A 20,830-nucleotide genomic window follows, 5' to 3' on the forward strand; every position below is an offset into this window, starting at 1 on the left:
TCCCTCTATCGCACTCGCTATTACAAAATTGGGACAAATTTCGTCCCAATTTTCCCATGATGTTACCCTAACTGTTTACGAGCATTACGGAAAATCCGCATCCATGGACTATCTTCTCCCCAATTATGAGGATGCCATGAATGACTGACCGTTCTAAATACTCGCTCGGGATGAGGCATCATAATCGTTGCTCTGCCATCTTGTGTTGTCACCGCGGTAATACCATTAGGGGAACCATTAGGATTATTTGGATAGGTTTGGGTAACTCGGCCATAATTATCAACATAGCGCATGGCAATGAGTGTTGATGTTTCTAAGTTCGCTAAATGGCCTTCATCTTTTAACTCAACTCGCCCTTCACCATGAGAGACGGCAATTGGCATATGTGATCCCACCATACCATCAAATAATAATGACGGACTTTGCTCAATCTGAACTAAACTAAAGCGCGCCTCAAAGCGTTCGGACAAATTGCGTACAAAGCGTGGCCATAAATCTGCACCTGGAATCAAATCTTTCAGATTTGACATCATCTGGCAGCCGTTGCACACCCCAAGTGATAACGTATTATCGCGGTGGAAAAATGCCTCAAACTCATCGCGTACACGTTGGTTGAATAAAATAGACTTCGCCCAGCCCTCACCCGCACCCAGTACGTCACCATAAGAAAACCCGCCGCATGCCACTAACGCATTAAAGCTGCTCAGCTGAGTTTGCCCAGCTAACAAGTCAGTCATATGCACATCAAATGCATCGAAACCAGCCCGATAGAAAGCAGCCGCCATTTCAACATGTGAATTAACACCTTGTTCACGTAAAATCGCGATTTTTGGTTTACGTCCGCTCGCAATATAAGGTGCTGCAATATCTTGGCTGGGCTCAAAAGTTAAATGCACATTTAAACCCGGATCCTCGTCGATTTGTTTACCATGATGCTCTTGATCGGCACATAGCGGGTTATCACGTATCCTTTGCATTTGCCATGTGGTTTCAGCCCACCAAGTTCGTAATATACTGCGTGTTTGCTGATAAAGAATTTTATCATCATGTCGAATCACAATCTCATTACCCGCTACCGCACAGCCTAACTCATGCACATGCTCAATGAGATTAAACTGAGTCAAACAATCCAGTACCGCTTTCAGCTCCGTTTCTTTCACCTCAATCACCGCACCAAGCTCTTCGGTAAATAAACTGGCAATGAGATCATGTTCAAATAACGCGGAATTTAGCTCAAGGCCACAATGCCCAGCAAAAGCCATTTCGAGCAAGGTTACAATTAGCCCACCATCGGAGCGATCGTGATAAGCTAAGATTTGTTGTTTTTCAATTAGTTGCTGCATCGCATGATAAAAATTTGCTAGCACGTTTACATCACGTACATCAGCACAATCATTACCCAAATGACGATATACCTGAGCTAGTGCCGTTGCACCAAGTGACGTTTTGCCACAACCTAAATCAATCAATAATAAACGGTTTGGTTCTATCTGTAATTCTGGTGTGACCGTTTTACGTACATCTTCAACCCGGGCAAAAGCGGATATCACCACCGATAAAGGAGCGGTCATTGCTTGTGTTTTACCATCTTGTTGCCAAGTTGTTTTCATCGACATGGAATCTTTACCAACCGGGATAGCAAGCCCAAGCGCAGGACAGAGCTCTTCGCCAATCGCTTTCACTGCCGCATAAAGCCCAGCATCTTCACCTGGATGGCCCGCAGCAGCCATCCAATTAGCCGATAATTTAATCCGTTTAATATCACCGATAGCCGTCGCGCTGATATTGGTCAGAGCCTCGCCGACAGCAAGTCTTGCTGAGGCGGCGAAGTCAAGCAAAGCAACCGGCGCTCTTTCACCAATCGACATTGCCTCACCATAGTAACTATCTAAACTAGCGGTTGTAACAGCGCAATCAGCGACGGGGATTTGCCATGGCCCAACCATTTGATCTCGGCTCACCATGGCCGACACCGAGCGATCTCCGATCGTAATTAAAAACGTTTTTTCAGCAACCGCTGGCAAATGCAGGACAAGATTAATGGCTTCATTTAAATCAATCTTAGCCGCATTAAATGGTTCACCATTGGCTTGTTGCGATTTAACGTCGCGCAGCATTTTAGGGGTTTTACCTAATAACACATCAAGCGGTAACTCAATGGGATTATTGTCAAAGTGAGTGTCATGTAAAACTAACTCTTTTTTCTTGGTTGCCTCACCAATAACCGCGTACGGAGCACGTTCACGTCGGCATAACGCATCAAAAACTGGTAAACTTTCTGGCGCGACAGCAAGAACATAGCGTTCTTGTGATTCATTGCACCAAATTTCGAGCGGTGACATGCCCGGCTCATCATTTAAGATTTTGCGCAGCTCAAATTGCCCACCACAGCCGCCATCACTTACCAGTTCAGGCATGGCATTTGATAATCCGCCCGCACCTACATCGTGAATGAATAAAATAGGATTATCATCACCCAGTTGCCAGCAGCGGTCGATCACCTCTTGGCAACGCCTTTCCATTTCAGGGTTATCGCGTTGTACCGATGCAAAGTCTAAATCCGCATCAGATTGACCTGAGGTCATTGACGAAGCCGCCCCACCACCTAAGCCTATATTCATCGATGGCCCGCCAAGCACAATTAATTTTGAACCGGCAGGAAATTCACCTTTTTTAATATGTTGTCGGTTAATATTTCCAATACCACCGGCCAGCATGATCGGTTTATGATAACCGCGCAACTCTAAACCATTATGGCTATTCACTTGTTCTTCATAGGTACGGAAATACCCTAATAGCGCAGGTCGGCCAAATTCATTATTAAAAGCAGCGCCACCGAGTGGACCATCAAGCATAATATCGAGTGCAGACACAATGCGATCGGGTTTACCAAAATCGTGTTCCCATGGCTGTTCAAAGCCAGGAATGCGTAAATTCGAGACAGAAAACCCGACTAAACCCGCTTTCGGTTTTGCGCCGCGGCCTGTTGCGCCTTCATCACGAATCTCGCCGCCACTCCCGGTTGCAGCGCCTGGCCAAGGTGAAATCGCGGTGGGATGGTTATGTGTTTCGACCTTCATTAAAATATCGGCGTACGTTTGATGAAAGCCGTATTGCTTGCCATCATGACTCGGATAAAACCGGCCAACAATTGAACCATCCATGACAGCCGCGTTATCTTTATAAGCAGAGGAAACATAGTCAGGGGTTGTTGCGAAGGTATTTTTGATCATGTTAAACAGCGATTTAGGCTGTACTTGACCATCAACAATCCAATCTGCATTGAAAATTTTGTGCCGGCAATGCTCGGAGTTCGCTTGAGCAAACATGTACAATTCAACATCACTTGGATTACGCTTTAAACGATTAAAATTATCAAGTAAATAATCAATCTCATCAGCAGCTAGTGCTAGCCCAAGTTCAATATTAGCTTGCTCTAACGCCGCCCGCCCTTTCACTAAAACATCAATCATCTTTAATGGTTGGGGGGATTGATGCGTGAAAAGCGCTTGCGCTTGTGTGAAATCATGACAGACACTTTCCATCATTCGATCGTGTATTAAGTCCATAAAGCTATGTTGCTGTGCTGTGGATAATGCTTGGCAATCAACGTAATACGCAATGCCGCGTTCGATGCGCGAAATCTGCGTTAAGCCACAATTATGAGCAATATCCGTTGCTTTCGATGACCAAGGCGAAATTGTGCCCGCTCTGGGAATCACTAAAAATAATTGGCCACATACTTTTTGCTGATCAGCCTTAGGGCCATATTGCAATAGCGAATTCAATGTTGAATGTGCCTTGGTAGTAAGCGGGTTAGCTAAATCAACAAAATGAACGTACTCAGAATAAATGGATTTGATAGGAAGGTTTTTTTCATGACAAAGGGCAAGTAACTTATTAATACGAAATGCAGATAATGCAGGCGACCCACGCAAAATTTCCATAACAGTTCTCTTTTTAGGCAAGATTAAATTCAGGAACACTAAAATTAGGCGAATACTATAACATCAATTCACCCAATCTTTTAATCTATCTTGCCTTTCATTTTTTTCGCTTTAATCGATGAAATACGCTATTTCTGGCAATTCTGGCAATAAAATGTGTTTCGTTGCGCGATTTTTTGTGAGCAGATCGGCGTATGACAAGTGAAACATAAGTGCTGTGCTCGCCCATATACCTGTAATTGCTGCACAAAATAACCCGGCTTACCATCTGTCTGTAAGAAGTCTTTTAACGTTGTGCCGCCTTGTTTTATCGATTGTTCAAGCACACGTTTAATTGCTGCAACTAATAATGTTACTTCATCTTGTGTGAGCGTGCTGGCAATGCGCATCGGTAGAATTTTCGCCATAAATAACGATTCACTGGCATAAATATTACCGACACCAACGACAATATGGTTATCCATAATCAAGGTTTTTATCGGCACTTTTTTATTGGCTATTTGCTGATGCAAATACTCGGCATTAAACTCGTCTGTAAGCGGCTCGGGTCCAAGTTTTTTCAGCTGTGGTAACCACTCTAAAAACGGCGTCCATAACCATGCCCCAAAGCGCCGAGGATCGGTATAACGTAATATCACGCCATTGTCTAACACCAAATCAACGTGTTCATGCTTCTGTGCTGGCGTATCCTCAAGTAAAATACGTAGACTTCCTGACATACCCAAGTGAATCACAATCCAGCCGTGTTCCAATTGTAGCAACAAATATTTAGCCCGACGTTTAACATCAATAATACGTTGTCCCTTAGCTAACTCAATATCAGGATCAATCGGCCAACGGAGTTTTGGCTGGCGAATGACTAAAGCCGCAATAGTTTGATCTTTAAGGTATGGAAGAATACCTAATCGGCTGGTTTCAACCTCTGGAAGTTCTGGCATAGCAACAACTCAATTATCAATAATAATGAAGTTATCGTAACATAACTCAATACAGAGCAATAGCGAGAATCGTTGATTTGTTGTGCCATTATGGTGCGCAATAATCATGCTGATCACACAATTGAATCGGTAAAAATGGCATCAAATTTTTGATCATGCTGTTTTAGATAAACTTTTATAACGGCTTGTCAATTATTGGTATATAATGCAGCATGATTTTATTTTAGCAAAATTACTATGACAACAAATCCATTACTCCCTTTACGAGATAAAATTACTGCATTAGATAAGCAACTGCTTGAATTACTTGTTCAGCGCCGTGAACTCTCCACCGAAGTTGTTAATACTAAAATCAAAGCCAATATTCCTGTTCGCGATCTTGAACGCGAACGCATCTTAATTAAAACGTTAATTGAGAAAGGTAAAGACTATCATCTTGATGAAATCTTCATTAAGCGTCTGTATCAAATCATTATTGAAGATTCCGTGCGACTACAGCAACGTATTTTACAAGAAAACCTTAATCACAATACCATCAAGTCAGCTAACATTGCCTTTCTTGGGCCGATTGGTTCATATTCTCACTCAGCAACTCGTCGTTATGCTGCGCATCATTTTGATCAGATTATCGAATCAAGCTGCTCAAATTTCAAAGATATCTTTGACCAAGTCGAGAATGGTAGCGTGGATTATGGGGTTTTGCCAATTGAAAATACCAGTTCGGGTTCAATTAATGAAGTGTATGACTTATTACAAAAAACCAATTTACATATTATTGGTGAATTATCATTACCAATTGATCACTGTATTTTAGCTAATGAAGAAGCAACATTAGCAACCATTGATACTGTCTATAGCCATCCACAGCCATTCCAACAATGCACTAACTTTTTAGCCAATTACCCAAATTGGAAAATTGTCTACTGCGATAGTACATCTTCAGCGATGGATACCGTTGCAAAGCGCAATCAGCCGAATGTTGCCGCGATTGGTAATAAAGACGGCGGTGAACTTTATGGCTTACAGGTCTTAGAACATAATTTTGCCAACCAAAAAGAGAACATTACGCGTTTCATTATTTTGGCGCGTAAAGCCGTTGAAGTATCTGACCAAATACCAGCAAAAACCACGATTCTAATGAAAACAGGTCAACAAGCCGGTGCCTTAGTCGATGCACTGCTAATTTTACGTAATCATGATATCGTCATGACTAAGCTTGAGTCGCGGCCGATTCATGGTAATCCTTGGGAAGAAATGTTCTATATCGACATGCAAGGCAACCTTGAGACCGTCAAGATGCAACAAGCCTTAAAGGAGCTTTCCTCTATTACGCTATTTTTAAAAGTGCTAGGCTGTTATCCAAGTGATAGTGTCTTTTAACGCAATAATTAAGAGCGGCGATGACAACTTTTTCTGATCGTGTAATTGCGTGGTATGACCAATTTGGTCGTAAAACACTGCCTTGGCAGCTTGAAAAAACACCTTACCATGTTTGGCTATCTGAAGTGATGCTTCAGCAAACTCAAGTGGTCACAGTCATACCCTACTTCACGCGCTTTATTGAGCGATTCCCAACCGTCGTTGATTTAGCTAAAGCACCGGTTGATGATGTATTACATTTGTGGACAGGCCTAGGTTATTATGCCCGAGCGCGTAACTTGCACAAAACCGCGCAAACCGTTGCTGAAAAATTTGCTGGCGTATTTCCCACCAAATTCGATGATGTATTAAGTTTACCCGGTATTGGCCGCTCAACCGCTGGAGCGATTTTATCATTATCGCAAAAACAGCATTTTGCCATACTCGACGGCAATGTAAAACGCGTACTAACGCGTTATTTTGCTGTTGAAGGTTGGCCGGGCAATAAAACCATTGAAAATCAATTATGGCAACTATCAGAGCAAGTAACACCGGCAAATGGAGTGGAGAAATTTAATCAAGCCATGATGGATATTGGCGCAACCATCTGCACACGAAGTAAGCCAAAGTGTTCACTCTGTCCATTGAAACAAGACTGTATTGCTTATGCAACAGACAGTTGGCAAGCTTACCCAACTAAAAAACCTAAACAGACCATTCCAACCAAGACGGCGTATTTTTTGATCTTGGAACAACAACGCAAAATTTGGCTCGAAAAACGCCCACCAGCGGGAATCTGGGGCGGATTATATTGTTTTCCACAGTTTTCGTCTTATGACGATCTTGAAAAATGGCTAGCAACACACAACATCACCAGTAGCAAGTTGACCCAGCTTATTGCCTTTAAGCATACCTTTAGCCATTTTCATCTCGACATTGTGCCAATTTATGCGCAGGTAATAAAAAATAACGCTTGCTTAGATGAATCCGCTGGTTGTTGGTATCACTTAGCCGATCCACCTAAAATAGGGCTGGCAACACCAGTAAGTAATTTATTACAACAATTAACGCTAGCGCAATCATCGCTTTTGACCTAATTATTTTTACGCTATAATTTTATAAGTTATAGCAAAAGGAAAATCCTATGAGCAGAATAATCTATTGCCATTTTTTAAAGCAAGAAGCACCCGGTCTTGATTTTCAACTTTATCCAGGCGAACTGGGTAAACGTATTTTTACCGAAATATCGAAAGAAGCTTGGTCACAATGGATGAAAAAACAGACTATGCTCATTAATGAACATAAACTCAATATGATGAATCCCGAACATCGTAAACAGATTGAAACAGAAATGGTCAACTTTTTATTTCATGGTCAAGACGTCACGATTGCCGGTTATAAGCCACAAAATTAATTTTATTATTAGGTGTACGATTACATGAGTAAAAAGATAACGTGTTGCAAAATATTGTCAGTTATTACGCTAGCCGCTTTACTGAACGCTTGTGGTTCCAAAGACAGTTCGCAAGAAGCACCTATCTATGTTAAAGATACCAATGCCTTTAATATTCTCATCAGCCAGTACGCAAATAATATTGAACAAATTTGGGGACTTCATGAAGTCTTAATTGCCGGGCCAAAAGATTACGTACAATATAGTGATGATTTACAAACGCGTACGCATATTAATTTTGTTTCCGGTAAACTAACTATCGAGACCTTATCATCCGATCCGGCAACCGCATTAAAATCAGCGATTGTCACAACATTATTAATGTCCGAACCTGAAGATATCATCAAGCAATCACAATCAAGTATTGATGTCACCAAAGAGCCATTCTTATATAAACAAATTGTCGATGAAACCGGGCAGCCTATTCGTTGGGAATGGCGCGCGGTTCATTACGCTCAGTATCTCATCGATACCCAAGTAAAAGTTCGCACATCAGACAACCAAAAAATTAGTTATATTGTCATTAATTTAGTGCCGAATCATGTAAACGAACGTGCCCATAAATTCATGCCACTCGTACAAGAAGCAGCTGCGCAATACTATGTAGATGAAAAATTGATTCTCGCCATAATGGAGGTCGAATCAAACTTTAACCCATTTGCCGTCAGCAGCAGTGATGCGCTTGGTTTGATGCAAGTACAGCAACATACCGCAGGTCGAGATCTCTATAAGCGCTGGGGCAAAAAAGGAGAACCTACTCGGGCTTATCTATTAGAACCGCGTAATAATATATATATGGGCACCGCTTATTTAGCGTTAATTCGTGATTCGTATCTTGCTGGCATAAAAAACCCAATATCCATGCGTTATGCCATTATCACCTCTTATAATGGTGGAGCTGGCAGCGTATTAAGAACATTTTCGAGCGATCGAAATAAAGCGGTGGACGTGATTAACTCGTTATCGCCTGAGCAGGTCTACAATAAGCTAGTGACTTCACATGTATCACAAGAGTCGCGTAATTATTTAATCAAAGTTAATCGGCTACTAACTAAGTAACTCAGACTTTGGTATCGCATAATTAACCAAGTAACTGAAACAAACATTATCCGTTTAATGCATAACTAATTGAATAGAAATAATATGATAACAAAATTACCTGAACATAATTATCAGTTTTTACTGAATCAAAAAGTTGCGCAGACTCAAGAATTATTTAGCGAGTTTAACTTACCATCACTTGCGGTTTATCCTTCACCAACTCGCCACTATCGCATGCGAGTTGAGTTTCGTATCTGGCATAATAAAGACGAGTTATATCATATTATGTCAGAACCTAAAACGCATAAACGTATCGAGATAACAACATTTCCTATTGCTTCAAAACGAATTAATCAAGCGATGTCAGCTATCGTTCCGCTCTTAAAATGGAATGATATTTTGCGGCATAAACTGTTTCAAATTGACTATCTATCAACATTAAGTGAGCAATTAATTATTTCACTGCTTTATCATCGTAAACTTGATGACGAGTGGATAATGCAAGCCAAACAATTAAAATCATCGCTAGCCGAGCAGGGTATACATGCCCATATTATTGGCCGAGCCTCAAATCAAAAGATCTGCTTAGACCAAGACTACATTGACGAACAACTTTGCGTGGCGGGTAAGCAATATATTTATCGGCAGGTTGAAAATAGTTTTACCCAGCCCAATGCTGCGATTAATATCGACATGCTAAACTGGGCAGTCAATGTCACCAAAGGGTTATCCGGCGATTTATTAGAACTTTATTGCGGCAATGGTAATTTCTCTGTCGCCCTTGCGCAAAACTTTAAACACGTCGTGGCAACAGAAGTAGCTAAAGCATCGGTCAAAGCTGCACAATACAATATTATAGCGAATAATATTGATAATTTAAAAATCGCACGCCTCTCCGCAGAAGAGTTCACTCAAGCAATGAATGGTATTAAAGCTTTTAAGCGCTTAGAGGGAATTAATCTATCAACCTATCAATTTAAGACTATTTTAGTCGATCCACCCCGTAGTGGCCTTGATGAGCAAACACTGATGATGGCTGCAAACTATGACACCGTGATTTATATTTCATGTAATCCACTCACATTAAAAGAAAATTTATCCGTATTGGCTAAAACCCATATTATCAGCCACGTTGCTGTTTTTGACCAATTCCCTTATACCAATCATTTGGAAATCGGTATGGTATTATCTAAAAAACATTAAACCCAATTCGTACTAAGGCACGATTAAATCGAGACAATTCAACTTAAATTCAGATAAAAAAATACCCTAACCTAAGTTAGGGCTGCATTAAATTGCAAGGAATGGATGAAAGGAAATAAAACAATGAAACAACTACACTTTAGTTTCATTAGTTAACAATTTAACAGCTTGCCTATAACTAAAAGATGACATCCAAATGACAAGATTGTCATTATTATTTTATTAACAGTTTTTATTAATTTATTACTATAATAGGTCTAGTTCTTCATTGTTTTATATGAATCGCAAGGAAAGAGTATCAAATGAAATTATTAGTAGTTGAAGATGAACTCAAAACGGGAGAGTACCTCCGTCAAGGACTCATTGAGTCTGGTTTCATCGTAGACTTAGCCAATAATGGCTTAGATGGTTATCATCGTGCAATGACTGAAGAATATGATTTAATTATTTTAGATGTAATGCTTCCCGATATCAGTGGTTGGAAAATCATTCAATCTTTACGCGATATCGATAAGGAAACGCAAATCATTTTATTAACCGCGATGGGAAGCGTTGAAGACAAAGTAAAAGGATTTAACCTTGGTGCGGATGATTATTTAGTTAAACCTTTTTCATTTGCAGAATTACTGGCGCGAATTAAATCACTATTACGTCGTAATGTTCCGCAAGTCAATCTTAATAAGCTTACTGCCGCCGATCTTGTCATGGATTTACCTAAGCGAACGGTAACAAGAAGCGGCAAACGAATCGATTTAACCAACAAAGAGTTTTTATTATTAGAATATTTTTTGCGTTATCAAGGCGAAGTATTACCGCGTTCCCTTATTGCATCGCAAGTTTGGGATATGAATTTTGATAGCGATACTAATGTGATTGATGTTGCAGTGCGCCGGTTACGTAATAAGATTGATGCTAATTTTGAACCTAAATTGATTCACACAATCCGTGGTATGGGCTATAAACTTGATGTTAATATTGAAGAAAAACTCTAATCCTAAAGCTCGCTTTTTCAGCAGCCTTAGGATTCCGCTCATCATATGTCTATTGGCATGCTCACTGCTTTATACATTAAGTCATCTCATTGAACGCTCTTTTGAACAATATGCAATGTCACAAAATGTCGCAGAATTAAATTCAATTATCGATTCACTTGAACGAGAATTATCATACTATGATCCTGATAAAGAACGTAATGACCTTATTCAAAATATTTTGTTAATTCTAGCAAGTCACCATCAACTTTTTGTAAATATTTCAGGTGCGAATAACAAGGTTCTTTATAAAACTCGTGGCCCAAATTTGCGGCAAGCAAATAATAATATTGATATGAACAGTATCATCAAACATGGTCAAAATGCACTGTGGAATTATAATAACAATACCTATTTAATTGCAGCATCTCAAGTTATAGCGCCTAATCAAGAACAATTCACCATTATTGTAGCGGCTAACCAAAATATCCAATTAGATTTTATCGAGCGTTTACATAATGGTTTACTGATATTATTAACATTATCGTGTGTTCTGATTTTAAGTGGTACGGCATTAACCCTCTATTTAACGCAAAAACCGATCAATAAACTGATCAAAAAAATAGGTCAAGTCGACTCAAAAAGCTTAAATGCTCGCATTCCAAAAGATGCAGTCCCGGCTAAATATGCCAGTTTGGTTGATGCCTTTAATGAAATGATTTCAAGAATGGATACCGTCTTTCAAAGGCAAAGTAATTTTACAGCTGATATTGCCCATGAAATGCGAACACCTATCACCAACCTAACAACCCACACACAAATTGCCTTAAATAATGCCAGAACAGCTGATGAATACAAAGAAGTACTGTATTCAAATCTTGAGGAGTTTGAAAAGTTATCTCAAATTATTACTGATATGCTCTTTTTAGCTCAAGCTGATAACAAGCAATTAGTTCCAAAGCTTACTGAAGTTAATTTAATCGATATGTTTACTATTATGTTTGACTATTATGAATATCTTAGTGAAGATAAAAATGTGATGTTAAAACTGCAAGGGAGCTGCCCTTCCATTCTTGGTGATAAATTGATGATCGGCAGAGCCGTCGGTAACTTACTCTCGAATGCGATTCGTTATACCCCAAAGGGCGAAACAATCACTGTCACACTTAGCCAAGCAAGTAACAAATTGGTTAAAGTTATTGTTGCCAATCCGGGGAAACCGATTGAAGCTAAACATTTACCACTTTTATTTGACCGTTTTTACCGTACTGATGAATCTCGTCAACGCAATGGTGAAGGAGCCGGAATTGGACTGGCTATAGTCAAATCCATTGTCGAAACACATCAAGGACATATTTTAGTCGAATCTGATCAACAATCCACTCGTTTTATTATGACTTTTCCGATTCCCTCAAAAGGTAAAAAATCGCTCTAAATGGATAAAAATTACGTTATCCAATAGCCATCTTGCTGTATAATGTGACGCAATTTATGTTGTAAATTGCCTATGTCACAGGTCTAAAAAGGTTAACAACCCTATTTATTGTGTACTGGCGCTAAACAATTCTATTAGGAATACTGTGTGAAGTTTTTCAAATTCATTAAATTTTTACTAAAATTTGTTATTGGTTGTGTATTATCTGGTATGGTAATTGCGCTTGTTGGTTATTTCTACTACTCCCGTGACCTTCCTGATGTGATGCAATTGAAAGATATCAGATTACAAACGCCAATGCAGGTGTTAAGCAGTGATGGTGAGCTGATCGCGACCTTTGGTGAACGTCGGCGAATTCCACTAAAATATGACGATATGCCTCCGGTTCTTTTAAACGCAGTTATAGCAACCGAAGACTCGCGTTTTTACGACCATTACGGCGTTGATCCCATTGGCATTTTACGAGCCGTATATATTGCTTTAAAAAATCATAGCTTCTCTCAAGGTGGGAGTACCATTACTCAGCAAGTTGCAAAAAACTTCTTTCTTACGCCAGAAAAAAGCTTAGGCCGAAAAATTCGCGAAATGATTTTGGCTATTCGCATGGAAAAAGAGCTGTCTAAACAAGAAATTATCGCGCTATATCTGAATATGATTAACTTTGGTTCAAGAGCATACGGCGTTGGCTCAGCAGCTTATACTTTTTTTGGCAAACAAGCCGATGAACTGACATTAAGTGAAGCTGCACTATTAGCCGGATTACCTAATGCCCCCTCTGCTTATAACCCAATTTCACATCCTGAACGAGCCTTAATCCGTCGTAATTGGGTGTTACATAGAATGCTTGATCAAAACTTTATTACTCAAGCAGATTATGACTCAGCGATTGCAGAACCATTAGGCGTTGAATACCATGTGCCAAAAATCGCATTTGCAGCGCCTTATGTGGCAGAAATGGCAAGGCAGTTTATGTACGACAAATTTGGTGAAAAAGCCTACACTGATGGTTATAAAGTTTATACCACTATTACCAAAGCCGACCAAGTGGCAGCAACAAAAGCCATTGAAAACAATGTGACCAATTATGACATTCGCCATGGTTACCGTGGACCAGAAAGAACTTTATGGAAAGCCGATGAAGCCCCATGGGACAAAGATAAAATTCTATCAATGCTAAACAACTACATGTGCTATAACGGTATTTGTCCTGCTGTCGTCATTAATTCAGATAACAATCAAGCACAGGCAATCATGGCGAGTGGGGCAACAATTACTATTAGCTTTGATGGTGTGAAGTGGGCAAGACCTTATATCAATGATAATCAACAAGGCGCTTTACCGACATCGGTTGCGGCTGTCATTAAAGAAGGACAGCAAATTTGGGTCAAACAACGCGATGAAACATGGCAACTGACTCAAATTCCAAGTATTAATGCTTCGTTAGTCTCGATTAATGCCGATAATGGTGAAATCAAAGCGCTAATTGGCGGATTTAATTATAATATCAGTAAGTTTAACCGAGCAACGCAGGCAATTAGGCAAATTGGTTCGACAATTAAGCCGTTCATTTATACCGCAGCGTTAGATAAAGGGTTAACGATGTCCACCATGTTAAATGATGCCCCGATTTTACGCAGTAATGCAGGCAGTGATGCTTGGCGCCCTAAAAACTCACCACCTGTATACCAAGGACCATTACGTTTACGTGTTGGTTTAAGCATGTCAAAAAATGTCATGATGGTGAGAGCATTACGCGCAATCGGTGTTGAATATGCGGCAGACTATTTAGAGCGCTTTGGCTTTCCACGGGAAAATATCTCACGCCATGAGTCGCTTGCTTTAGGTTCGGCATCTTTTACCCCATTACAAGTCACTCGTGCGTATGCAACATTAGTCAATGGCGGTTATTTAATTACCCCTTATTTAATCGACCGAATTGAATACAGTGAAGGTGGCGTGATCTATCAACATACACCAGAAATAGCGTGTAAAGACTGTTTAACTGAACTCTCTTATGATAAAAAAGATGACAAAAAAGCGGATCTTAATAATGTTGAAAACGCCGATCTGTCATCAGGTTCTGATGAACCTGAGCAATCTAAGTTAAAAGCTGAAGACGCAATGTTATTACCGAGTCCAAATATTCCGTTTGACCGCCTGATTAATCCTGATGGCACGGTTTCGAATCTAGTTAAAGAAAACGAAAATGTCGGCCCGGTCTATGCACCGCACGTCATTAGTAGTGAAATCGCCTTCATTATGAAAGATGCTTTAAAATCAACGGTATGGGGTGATCCAAATGGTTTATGGACGGGTACCGCATGGCGTGTAAAAGCCTTAGGCCGCAAAGATGTTGGTGGTAAAACCGGTACAACTAATGCGTCAAAAGATGTTTGGTTTGCAGGTTTCGGTGCCAATATTGTGACAACGGTTTGGCTTGGATTTGATGATCATCGACGAGAATTAGGTAAAGCAAGGCGCGATCCACTCAGTGATAACTCTTATATTGCCGCTGAAGGGGGCGCAGTAACCGCTAACCCAGTTTGGAATGAGTATATGAAAGTGGCTTTAAACGGTGTACCTGAGCAACAAGATATTAAACCATCATCCGTTATTTCCGTGTTAATTGATAAAAAAACCGGTTTACTGGCAACGAGCCCTGACAACAATGCTATTATGGAATACTTCATAGAAGGCACTGAGCCAACAAAATATGCCACTCAAGAAGTCGGTACAAAAGTGATGGATGAGCAAGGTAATACATCAGAGCTATTTTAAGTAACCTAAAGATATTATATTTATGAATGGATTTATCAGAGTTATTGGTGGTAAATGGCGAGGACGCAAACTGCCAGTACTAGATAGTGAAGGGCTACGGCCAACCACGGATAGAGTCAAAGAGACGCTATTTAACTGGCTTATGCCAGCAATTCATGACTCAACATGTTTAGATTGCTTTGCCGGTAGTGGTTCTCTGGGCTTTGAAGCGCTATCGCGAGGAGCCCAGCACGTCACCATGCTCGAAAAGCAGCGAGCAACTGCGCTACAACTTGAAAAAAATAAGCATCTGCTACAAAGCACCAATTGCAGCGTCGTTAATACCGACGCGCTAAATTGGTTATCACAATCCGCCAAGCTGCAATTTGATATTGTTTTTATTGATCCACCATTTCATCAAATGCTTACAACACAAGCAATAGCGCATCTAGAAAACGGTAACTGGTTAAGTGATAATGCTTATATTTATGTTGAAACCGAAAAAAGTGGTTTGCTTATTCAGCACATTCCATCAAATTGGACATTGCATCGCGAAAAAACCGCCGGACAAGTGCATTCCTATTTATTTATAAGAGAGAAACGCTAATGTTTACCTTAATTGGCAAAATCGTTTACCTGATTATTTGGATATTTTTATTATTCAACCTTATTATGCCCTACCCTAAGCCAGCCAACTTAGTGGCTTATCTCGCCTTAGCCATGTTTGTTATTATCCATGGTTTACAAGCATGGCTACTGAGCTCGACATTAACTCGCCAAGAAAAGCAGCAAGATCGCTTTAAAATTATGCGTATGTTTATCTTTGGGGTTTTTGAAGTCTTAAGCTGGAAAAAAAATGACTCAAACAAATAAAAAACACTTGCATAAACAGCCTGTTTTAGTATAATACACCTCGCTTTTTAGCAATCACTTCAAAGCGGGAATAGCTCAGTTGGTAGAGCGCAACCTTGCCAAGGTTGAGGTCGCGAGTTCGAACCTCGTTTCCCGCTCCAATTATTAATTTCGGTATAAGTTTGTTGTACCTAAAAATCAAATTTACTCAACGCTTCATTATTCATCTTTCCAAGTAAAGCTTTTAAAACATACATAAAATTTATGTCACATAACTAGACATTTAAATACCTTAATAGCCATTTAACCGTTTATTAGAAGAGTTTTGTTCATTCATTTCATTGAGTGATGAGTATTGGTTTGAGTATTTTTACTTGTCCTCACGCCGTGACATGCTATGATTTAATCGAGAGTAAATATAAATATTAATTAAATAAGAAAGCAAACGGAATAGCGGAACATGCATGTCTATCAGTTACGGTCAGCCAAAGCATGGCAACAGCAAATAGCGGCCTATCAATTAGCCCCGAGACCGGTCAGGGATATTTGCCTAAGCCTAAACGCATTAAGCACTTTTATGACACCGGTTATCATGACATTGTTACACAGTTAGTTGCTGAGCATTCTATTTCCTAATCGAAGTCTGGCTTTAAAAATCGTAATTAACTCTCACTCCCACACTGCCTCTTTCACGCTTACCGATATAACCTTGAATATCAGCCTTAACTGATAGATTAGGCAAGTAAGCAGAGCGCCACATGGTGCCTAACGAGATAATACCCGTGCTTCCCTGCACAGAAGGTGCATCAATATTATAGGTCGAGAGGGCTTGTGCTTTCGCTTTGCCATCAAATTCATATTCATACCCCACCCCAACGTTGAATTGCAAGTTTTTACTATAAGTACGCTGCAATACCAGATTAAGTCGTAGGCGATCTGAATCGATACGATCAAAATGGATAGCATCGCCGGCAATAATCGCATTTTTACCCGCTAAACGTGACCAAAGATACTTGGCAGATAGATCTAACTGATCCATATCATTCACTGGCAGCACATACCCGACACCAACGTGATAACTGAAATAATCACTTTTGAGTACATAGCTGGCCTTTTCCCCTGTCGCTAGGTTAACAAGATCATTGGTATCAAATCGATTACTGATCCGCCCGATACGGACACTGGCTTCACTATACAGACCACTATCAAATTGATAACGCCCAAGCAACCCAAAGCCATAATAGTGATTATTACCATTGCCATGCACTGATGCGGCATTATCAAATTGATTATAACTATCGTAAGAACCCCAGCCCTCTTCACTAATCAAAGCGGCAGCAAGATGATCGGAGCGATAGCTGATACCTGCTGTCAGTAAGTATTCATCAGCAGTAATATGCGAGCCACTGTTATAACGTGAATTACCAGCATAAACGTCAATAAACGGCGAGAAACCATTTTTCCCATTCTGTGCTTTAATCGTATCAATCAAGCCATAGGCCACTCGATCTGCACCTCTCGTCACCAACATTGCCGCAGAAAGTCGACCTTCCAATAAGGCTTTAAGCTGAGGGTTAACACGAGCGACAGGCCTTTCCGGACAATCTTCACCAGAATCTTGCTTACAACCATTAATCGTCGCGATAACTTGATTATTGCTATAATCAACAGTGGTTGTTACATCATAAAGCAGTGATATACCTTGTTGCAGCTGAGAAACCGCATTATCAACCCCACCATTGGCTAATCCGGTCATGCTTTGCTGTGCATTGATGAGCACAAAGCGATCATTCGCCTGTAAAACCTGACCAGAATGAATACCAACCACATCAATCGTTGATCCAATAGGATTGTTGACGTCATTGGTACTTAAATTTTGCTCATTACTACCAAAAGTGACATTTTGCGCATCAATCAAAGCAACGCCAGTATTGACTAAGTCAGGCGATAAGCTGAAGTGATAATGTTCGATGTTACCTAGGTTATTAATTTTCATTGACTTAGAGGCATTCACATTAAGCGTATTGCCCGTAAATACATCGAACGTCTCTGGCATATTAACGCCATCATAAACCAGATAACCACCATAAATATCACCGCCATGAGCAATACTTGCATTGTCAGCCAACGTGATCGTATTGCCCGTTGCGGTAGCTGATGTGGCAGTTCCGCTAATATTTATCGTTCCCTGGCTATTATCACCATTTAAAACCGAGCCAGGCTTAACCGTAAACTCAGTGTACCCACCGTAAATCGAGCCCCCTTGCGCTAATGCGCCATTTAGCATGACTTGATTATCATTCGCTTGCACCGTGGTATTCGCGTAATTAAGCGATAACTGGCCGTTGCCATAAACGGTATCCCCATTAATCGTTGCGATACCGCCTTGAATATTGCCTGTTTCAACTAAAAATGAGGCAGATCCGCCGTAAATATTTTGCGCCGAACCGTTTACTGCAACAATATTGTGATTCGATGTTACAGTACTTGATCCCGCATCCAGAGAAACATCGCTATCAACGGGTCCGGCAAATAGGGCTCCAGGATTAGTCACCGTGAGGGTTGCGCCTTGTACCTCTCCCGTTTGAGATAAAGAGTAAGCGGCTTTCCCACCATAGATATCTTTGACTGAACCGTTGATCAATACCTGATTAAAACTCGCATCGATTGAATTTCCCCCAGCAGAAACCATCAAACGAGTCCATGTAAAAGTGTCAATATCTGTCGCCACATTTTCAGCTATCGTCACCCCGCTTTTTATATCACCAAATTGAGTGGAAAATAATGCAAAGCCACCGTACACATTATCGGCAGTACTGCTATTTAGTGTGACGCGATTATCATTTGACTCAATGGTATTGAGAGGGACATAAAGCTCCAGTCCTACCTCGCTTCTTGCAAAAAAATCGCTATAAGTTGCAGTACCACCTTGAATATTGCCACCATTAATGAGGATAGTAGCCGATCCACCATAAACATCTTGCACCGTGCTATTATTTACGCTGACGTCATTCGAATTTGCCGTAGCTTGATGAGACATCGTCTGAACACCACCTGACGCAGCACTTCCCCCCCATACCACACTGTTAGCTGATTGACCGCCAGACCAATCACCCCACTTAACAAAAACATCAGCGCTTCCACCATAAATATTACTTGCATTTCCTGCTATAGTGACATTATTTGAACTGGCATCGACGTGAGAACTCTGATAAAAAATAAAACCGCTGGCGCCTGCATCACCACCGTATGCAGTCCCAGCTTTAGAATCACCGACTTGCAAAGAGCTCAGCGCAGCGCCGCCATAAATATCAGCCGCTGCACCGGTGATGCTCACGTTATTGGCATTCGCGGTTGCATTTTGAGCTTGCATATCGATAAAAACAAGAGCGGTTGCCGTTGAATATGGATTATTCTCACCCGTTGCTGTCGTTATTCCAGCTTGTTGATGACCTATTTTCGTATCAATGGCAGCGAAACCACCATAAACATTGCCACTGTGACTTTGATTACCTGAGACTGTATTTGAATTAGCGATGGCATTAGCGCCAAAGACAGAAGCCTGCATACTTGAATTAGACGTACCCACCCCAACCGCCGATGAGTCACCCGCTTCTAAATTGCCGATTTGGGTGGACATTAACGCATAACCGCCATAAATATCGTGTACCTGACCACTCACCGTCACACTGTTTTCACTCGCCTCAATCTGATTAAATTCAGTCCAATTGATGCCCCCACTAACAGAAGAATCAGCAGTTATTTTGCTGTTTGATGACGCACTACTGCCGCCTTTTAAATCATCAACGCGAGCAGCAAGGCTTGCCTGAGCGCCATAAACATTCCCCGTGACCTGCACATTATCGCCAACAACCACACTGTTACCACTAACCGATATCGTTGCCGGAGAATCATTTTTTTGGTCAAAACCACCATGCACGCTATTGTTTTCACTGATCGCATTTGACGATAAATCAACACTCGGCCGCCATTGTGAAATATGCGACAATCCCCCCCAAACCGAGCCAGCTATCTGACCTTGTTCAAGGCTAACTTGATTACCCACACCGGTACCTGAAGCACGAATACCTGACCACGGGTCTGTTACGCTCCCCGTCCCAACCGCCTCTCCGGTACAACTATAGCCACCAATCACAAATTGTGGCGCAGTGCCCGTCAAATAATTGATAGTGACATCAGCCCCATCAACAACAGTCGCACCACCATTGGTATAGATATAACCTTTGTTATCATCTTGCACGAGCCCAGTTGGAAAATTGAAACGACTATCGGTTGATGAAACCAGATCATCGCGATTCCCCGTATAGCTTCGGGTATTAGCAAAAGCTGACTGGCCGAATAAACCAAGTATAATAGCCACGGTAATAACATTTGGCCGTCTAGCAGCCAATAGCTTAAGCACACCAACTTGGGGTGCCGTTTTGATTGTATTCATAAGAGGTATCATCTATTCCAGTTTTAAGGCGTAATAACCACAATCATTCGCCTTAATATTATTGTTATTTTTAAGTTTTATTAAAACATCGCATATTACAAACACAACTAAAAATATATCACTCGGTTGTGCTTTAATAGCTACTTTTTTGCAATACACCATGTGTAATGGCAGCATTCTGTTCTAATTTTATTTAAAAAATATCCCAAATAATGCCTTATATCAATAACAATATGCCTTAATATTCAACGTAAGCGCAGTAAATAATCTAAGTAGCCAAAATATTAATTTACTCCAAAGCACAATGCCTCAAATTTTATACCTACGCCGATAATTTTCGCTGTTAATAATATCGCCTTTTGGGTATCAACACTCACCATCAACTTTATCAATGCGCCATCACACACCTTGTAAAATC

General features: G+C 40.7%; 14 protein-coding genes and 1 tRNA gene. 12 read left to right on the forward strand and 3 right to left on the reverse strand.

Annotation, left to right across the window (positions count from 1 at the left end; all coding sequences use genetic code 11):
* Nucleotides 1-62: 62 nt before the first annotated feature.
* Both purL and mutM read right to left on the reverse strand, forming a co-directional pair.
* Complete coding sequence (gene purL, locus DES39_RS09230) at nucleotides 63-3,947, reverse strand: phosphoribosylformylglycinamidine synthase (protein WP_121145500.1); 3,885 nt, start codon at nucleotides 3,945-3,947, stop codon at nucleotides 63-65.
* A gap of 128 nt (nucleotides 3,948-4,075) precedes the next feature.
* The gene (mutM, locus tag DES39_RS09235; protein WP_121145501.1) at nucleotides 4,076-4,885 is read right to left on the reverse strand and encodes a bifunctional DNA-formamidopyrimidine glycosylase/DNA-(apurinic or apyrimidinic site) lyase; all 810 of its coding nucleotides are present in this window, start codon (nucleotides 4,883-4,885) and stop codon (nucleotides 4,076-4,078) included.
* 237 nt (nucleotides 4,886-5,122) lie between these two features.
* Here mutM and pheA point away from each other — a divergent pair, with 237 nt between their 5' ends.
* The 12 genes from pheA to DES39_RS10955 all read left to right on the forward strand — a co-directional run bounded on the left by pheA (nucleotide 5,123) and on the right by DES39_RS10955 (nucleotide 16,592).
* Nucleotides 5,123-6,265: a bifunctional chorismate mutase/prephenate dehydratase gene (gene pheA / locus DES39_RS09240; protein WP_121145502.1), complete on the forward strand. Its 1,143-nt coding sequence runs from the start codon at nucleotides 5,123-5,125 to the stop codon at nucleotides 6,263-6,265.
* 20 nt (nucleotides 6,266-6,285) lie between these two features.
* Nucleotides 6,286-7,341, forward strand: coding sequence for an A/G-specific adenine glycosylase (gene mutY, locus DES39_RS09245; protein ID WP_121145503.1), 1,056 nt, complete (start codon nucleotides 6,286-6,288; stop codon nucleotides 7,339-7,341).
* 47 nt (nucleotides 7,342-7,388) lie between these two features.
* The gene (locus tag DES39_RS09250) at nucleotides 7,389-7,658 is read left to right on the forward strand and encodes an oxidative damage protection protein (protein WP_121145504.1); all 270 of its coding nucleotides are present in this window, start codon (nucleotides 7,389-7,391) and stop codon (nucleotides 7,656-7,658) included.
* 24 nt (nucleotides 7,659-7,682) lie between these two features.
* Nucleotides 7,683-8,756 (forward strand): membrane-bound lytic murein transglycosylase MltC, encoded by a 1,074-nt coding sequence (gene mltC, locus DES39_RS09255; protein ID WP_121145505.1) that lies wholly within the window; start codon nucleotides 7,683-7,685, stop codon nucleotides 8,754-8,756.
* Between the two features lie 84 nt (nucleotides 8,757-8,840).
* Nucleotides 8,841-9,941, forward strand: coding sequence for a tRNA (uridine(54)-C5)-methyltransferase TrmA (gene trmA, locus DES39_RS09260; RefSeq protein ID WP_121145506.1), 1,101 nt, complete (start codon nucleotides 8,841-8,843; stop codon nucleotides 9,939-9,941).
* A gap of 302 nt (nucleotides 9,942-10,243) precedes the next feature.
* Nucleotides 10,244-10,933: a heavy metal response regulator transcription factor gene (locus tag DES39_RS09265; RefSeq protein WP_121145507.1), complete on the forward strand. Its 690-nt coding sequence runs from the start codon at nucleotides 10,244-10,246 to the stop codon at nucleotides 10,931-10,933.
* Nucleotides 10,908-12,347, forward strand: a complete 1,440-nt coding sequence (locus tag DES39_RS09270; RefSeq protein WP_121145508.1) for a heavy metal sensor histidine kinase — start codon at nucleotides 10,908-10,910, stop codon at nucleotides 12,345-12,347. Before DES39_RS09265 ends, DES39_RS09270 begins: the two co-directional genes overlap by 26 nt.
* A gap of 210 nt (nucleotides 12,348-12,557) precedes the next feature.
* Nucleotides 12,558-15,125 carry a transglycosylase domain-containing protein gene (locus DES39_RS09275; protein WP_121145752.1) on the forward strand — a complete coding sequence of 856 codons (2,568 nt, stop codon included), beginning with the start codon at nucleotides 12,558-12,560 and terminating at the stop codon, nucleotides 15,123-15,125.
* A gap of 22 nt (nucleotides 15,126-15,147) precedes the next feature.
* A complete protein-coding gene (gene rsmD / locus DES39_RS09280) occupies nucleotides 15,148-15,711 on the forward strand; it encodes a 16S rRNA (guanine(966)-N(2))-methyltransferase RsmD (protein WP_121145509.1) in 564 nt (187 codons plus the stop codon).
* Nucleotides 15,711-15,977, forward strand: coding sequence for a DUF1145 domain-containing protein (locus DES39_RS09285; RefSeq protein ID WP_121145510.1), 267 nt, complete (start codon nucleotides 15,711-15,713; stop codon nucleotides 15,975-15,977). The genes rsmD and DES39_RS09285 overlap by 1 nt, the downstream gene beginning before the upstream one ends.
* A gap of 64 nt (nucleotides 15,978-16,041) precedes the next feature.
* Nucleotides 16,042-16,117: transfer RNA gene (locus DES39_RS09290), tRNA-Gly, on the forward strand.
* 331 nt (nucleotides 16,118-16,448) lie between these two features.
* Entirely contained in the window at nucleotides 16,449-16,592 is a 144-nt protein-coding gene (locus DES39_RS10955) for a hypothetical protein (protein WP_170143382.1), read from the forward strand.
* Between the two features lie 13 nt (nucleotides 16,593-16,605).
* Here DES39_RS10955 and DES39_RS09295 read toward each other — a convergent pair whose 3' ends face one another.
* A complete protein-coding gene (locus tag DES39_RS09295; RefSeq protein WP_121145511.1) occupies nucleotides 16,606-20,412 on the reverse strand; it encodes an autotransporter outer membrane beta-barrel domain-containing protein in 3,807 nt (1,268 codons plus the stop codon).
* Between the last annotated feature and the right edge of the window lie 418 nt (nucleotides 20,413-20,830).

It is taken from the genome of Orbus hercynius (assembly GCF_003634275.1).
Taxonomy (GTDB): domain Bacteria; phylum Pseudomonadota; class Gammaproteobacteria; order Enterobacterales; family Orbaceae; genus Orbus; species Orbus hercynius.

Bases quoted from the DNA above. Each gene is read 5' to 3' on its own strand.
- DES39_RS09275 (WP_121145752.1), top strand. From the start codon at position 12,558: ATGGTAATTGCGCTTGTTGGTTATTTCTACTACTCCCGTGACCTTCCT.
- DES39_RS09270 (WP_121145508.1), top strand. From the start codon at position 10,908: ATGTTAATATTGAAGAAAAACTCTAATCCTAAAGCTCGCTTTTTCAGC.
- rsmD (WP_121145509.1), top strand. From the start codon at position 15,148: ATGAATGGATTTATCAGAGTTATTGGTGGTAAATGGCGAGGACGCAAA.
- pheA (WP_121145502.1), top strand. From the start codon at position 5,123: ATGACAACAAATCCATTACTCCCTTTACGAGATAAAATTACTGCATTA.
- DES39_RS09295 (WP_121145511.1), bottom strand. From the start codon at position 20,412: ATGAATACAATCAAAACGGCACCCCAAGTTGGTGTGCTTAAGCTATTG.
- DES39_RS09285 (WP_121145510.1), top strand. From the start codon at position 15,711: ATGTTTACCTTAATTGGCAAAATCGTTTACCTGATTATTTGGATATTT.
- DES39_RS09250 (WP_121145504.1), top strand. From the start codon at position 7,389: ATGAGCAGAATAATCTATTGCCATTTTTTAAAGCAAGAAGCACCCGGT.
- DES39_RS10955 (WP_170143382.1), top strand. From the start codon at position 16,449: ATGGCAACAGCAAATAGCGGCCTATCAATTAGCCCCGAGACCGGTCAG.
- mltC (WP_121145505.1), top strand. From the start codon at position 7,683: ATGAGTAAAAAGATAACGTGTTGCAAAATATTGTCAGTTATTACGCTA.
- DES39_RS09265 (WP_121145507.1), top strand. From the start codon at position 10,244: ATGAAATTATTAGTAGTTGAAGATGAACTCAAAACGGGAGAGTACCTC.
- mutM (WP_121145501.1), bottom strand. From the start codon at position 4,885: ATGCCAGAACTTCCAGAGGTTGAAACCAGCCGATTAGGTATTCTTCCA.
- purL (WP_121145500.1), bottom strand. From the start codon at position 3,947: ATGGAAATTTTGCGTGGGTCGCCTGCATTATCTGCATTTCGTATTAAT.
- trmA (WP_121145506.1), top strand. From the start codon at position 8,841: ATGATAACAAAATTACCTGAACATAATTATCAGTTTTTACTGAATCAA.
- mutY (WP_121145503.1), top strand. From the start codon at position 6,286: ATGACAACTTTTTCTGATCGTGTAATTGCGTGGTATGACCAATTTGGT.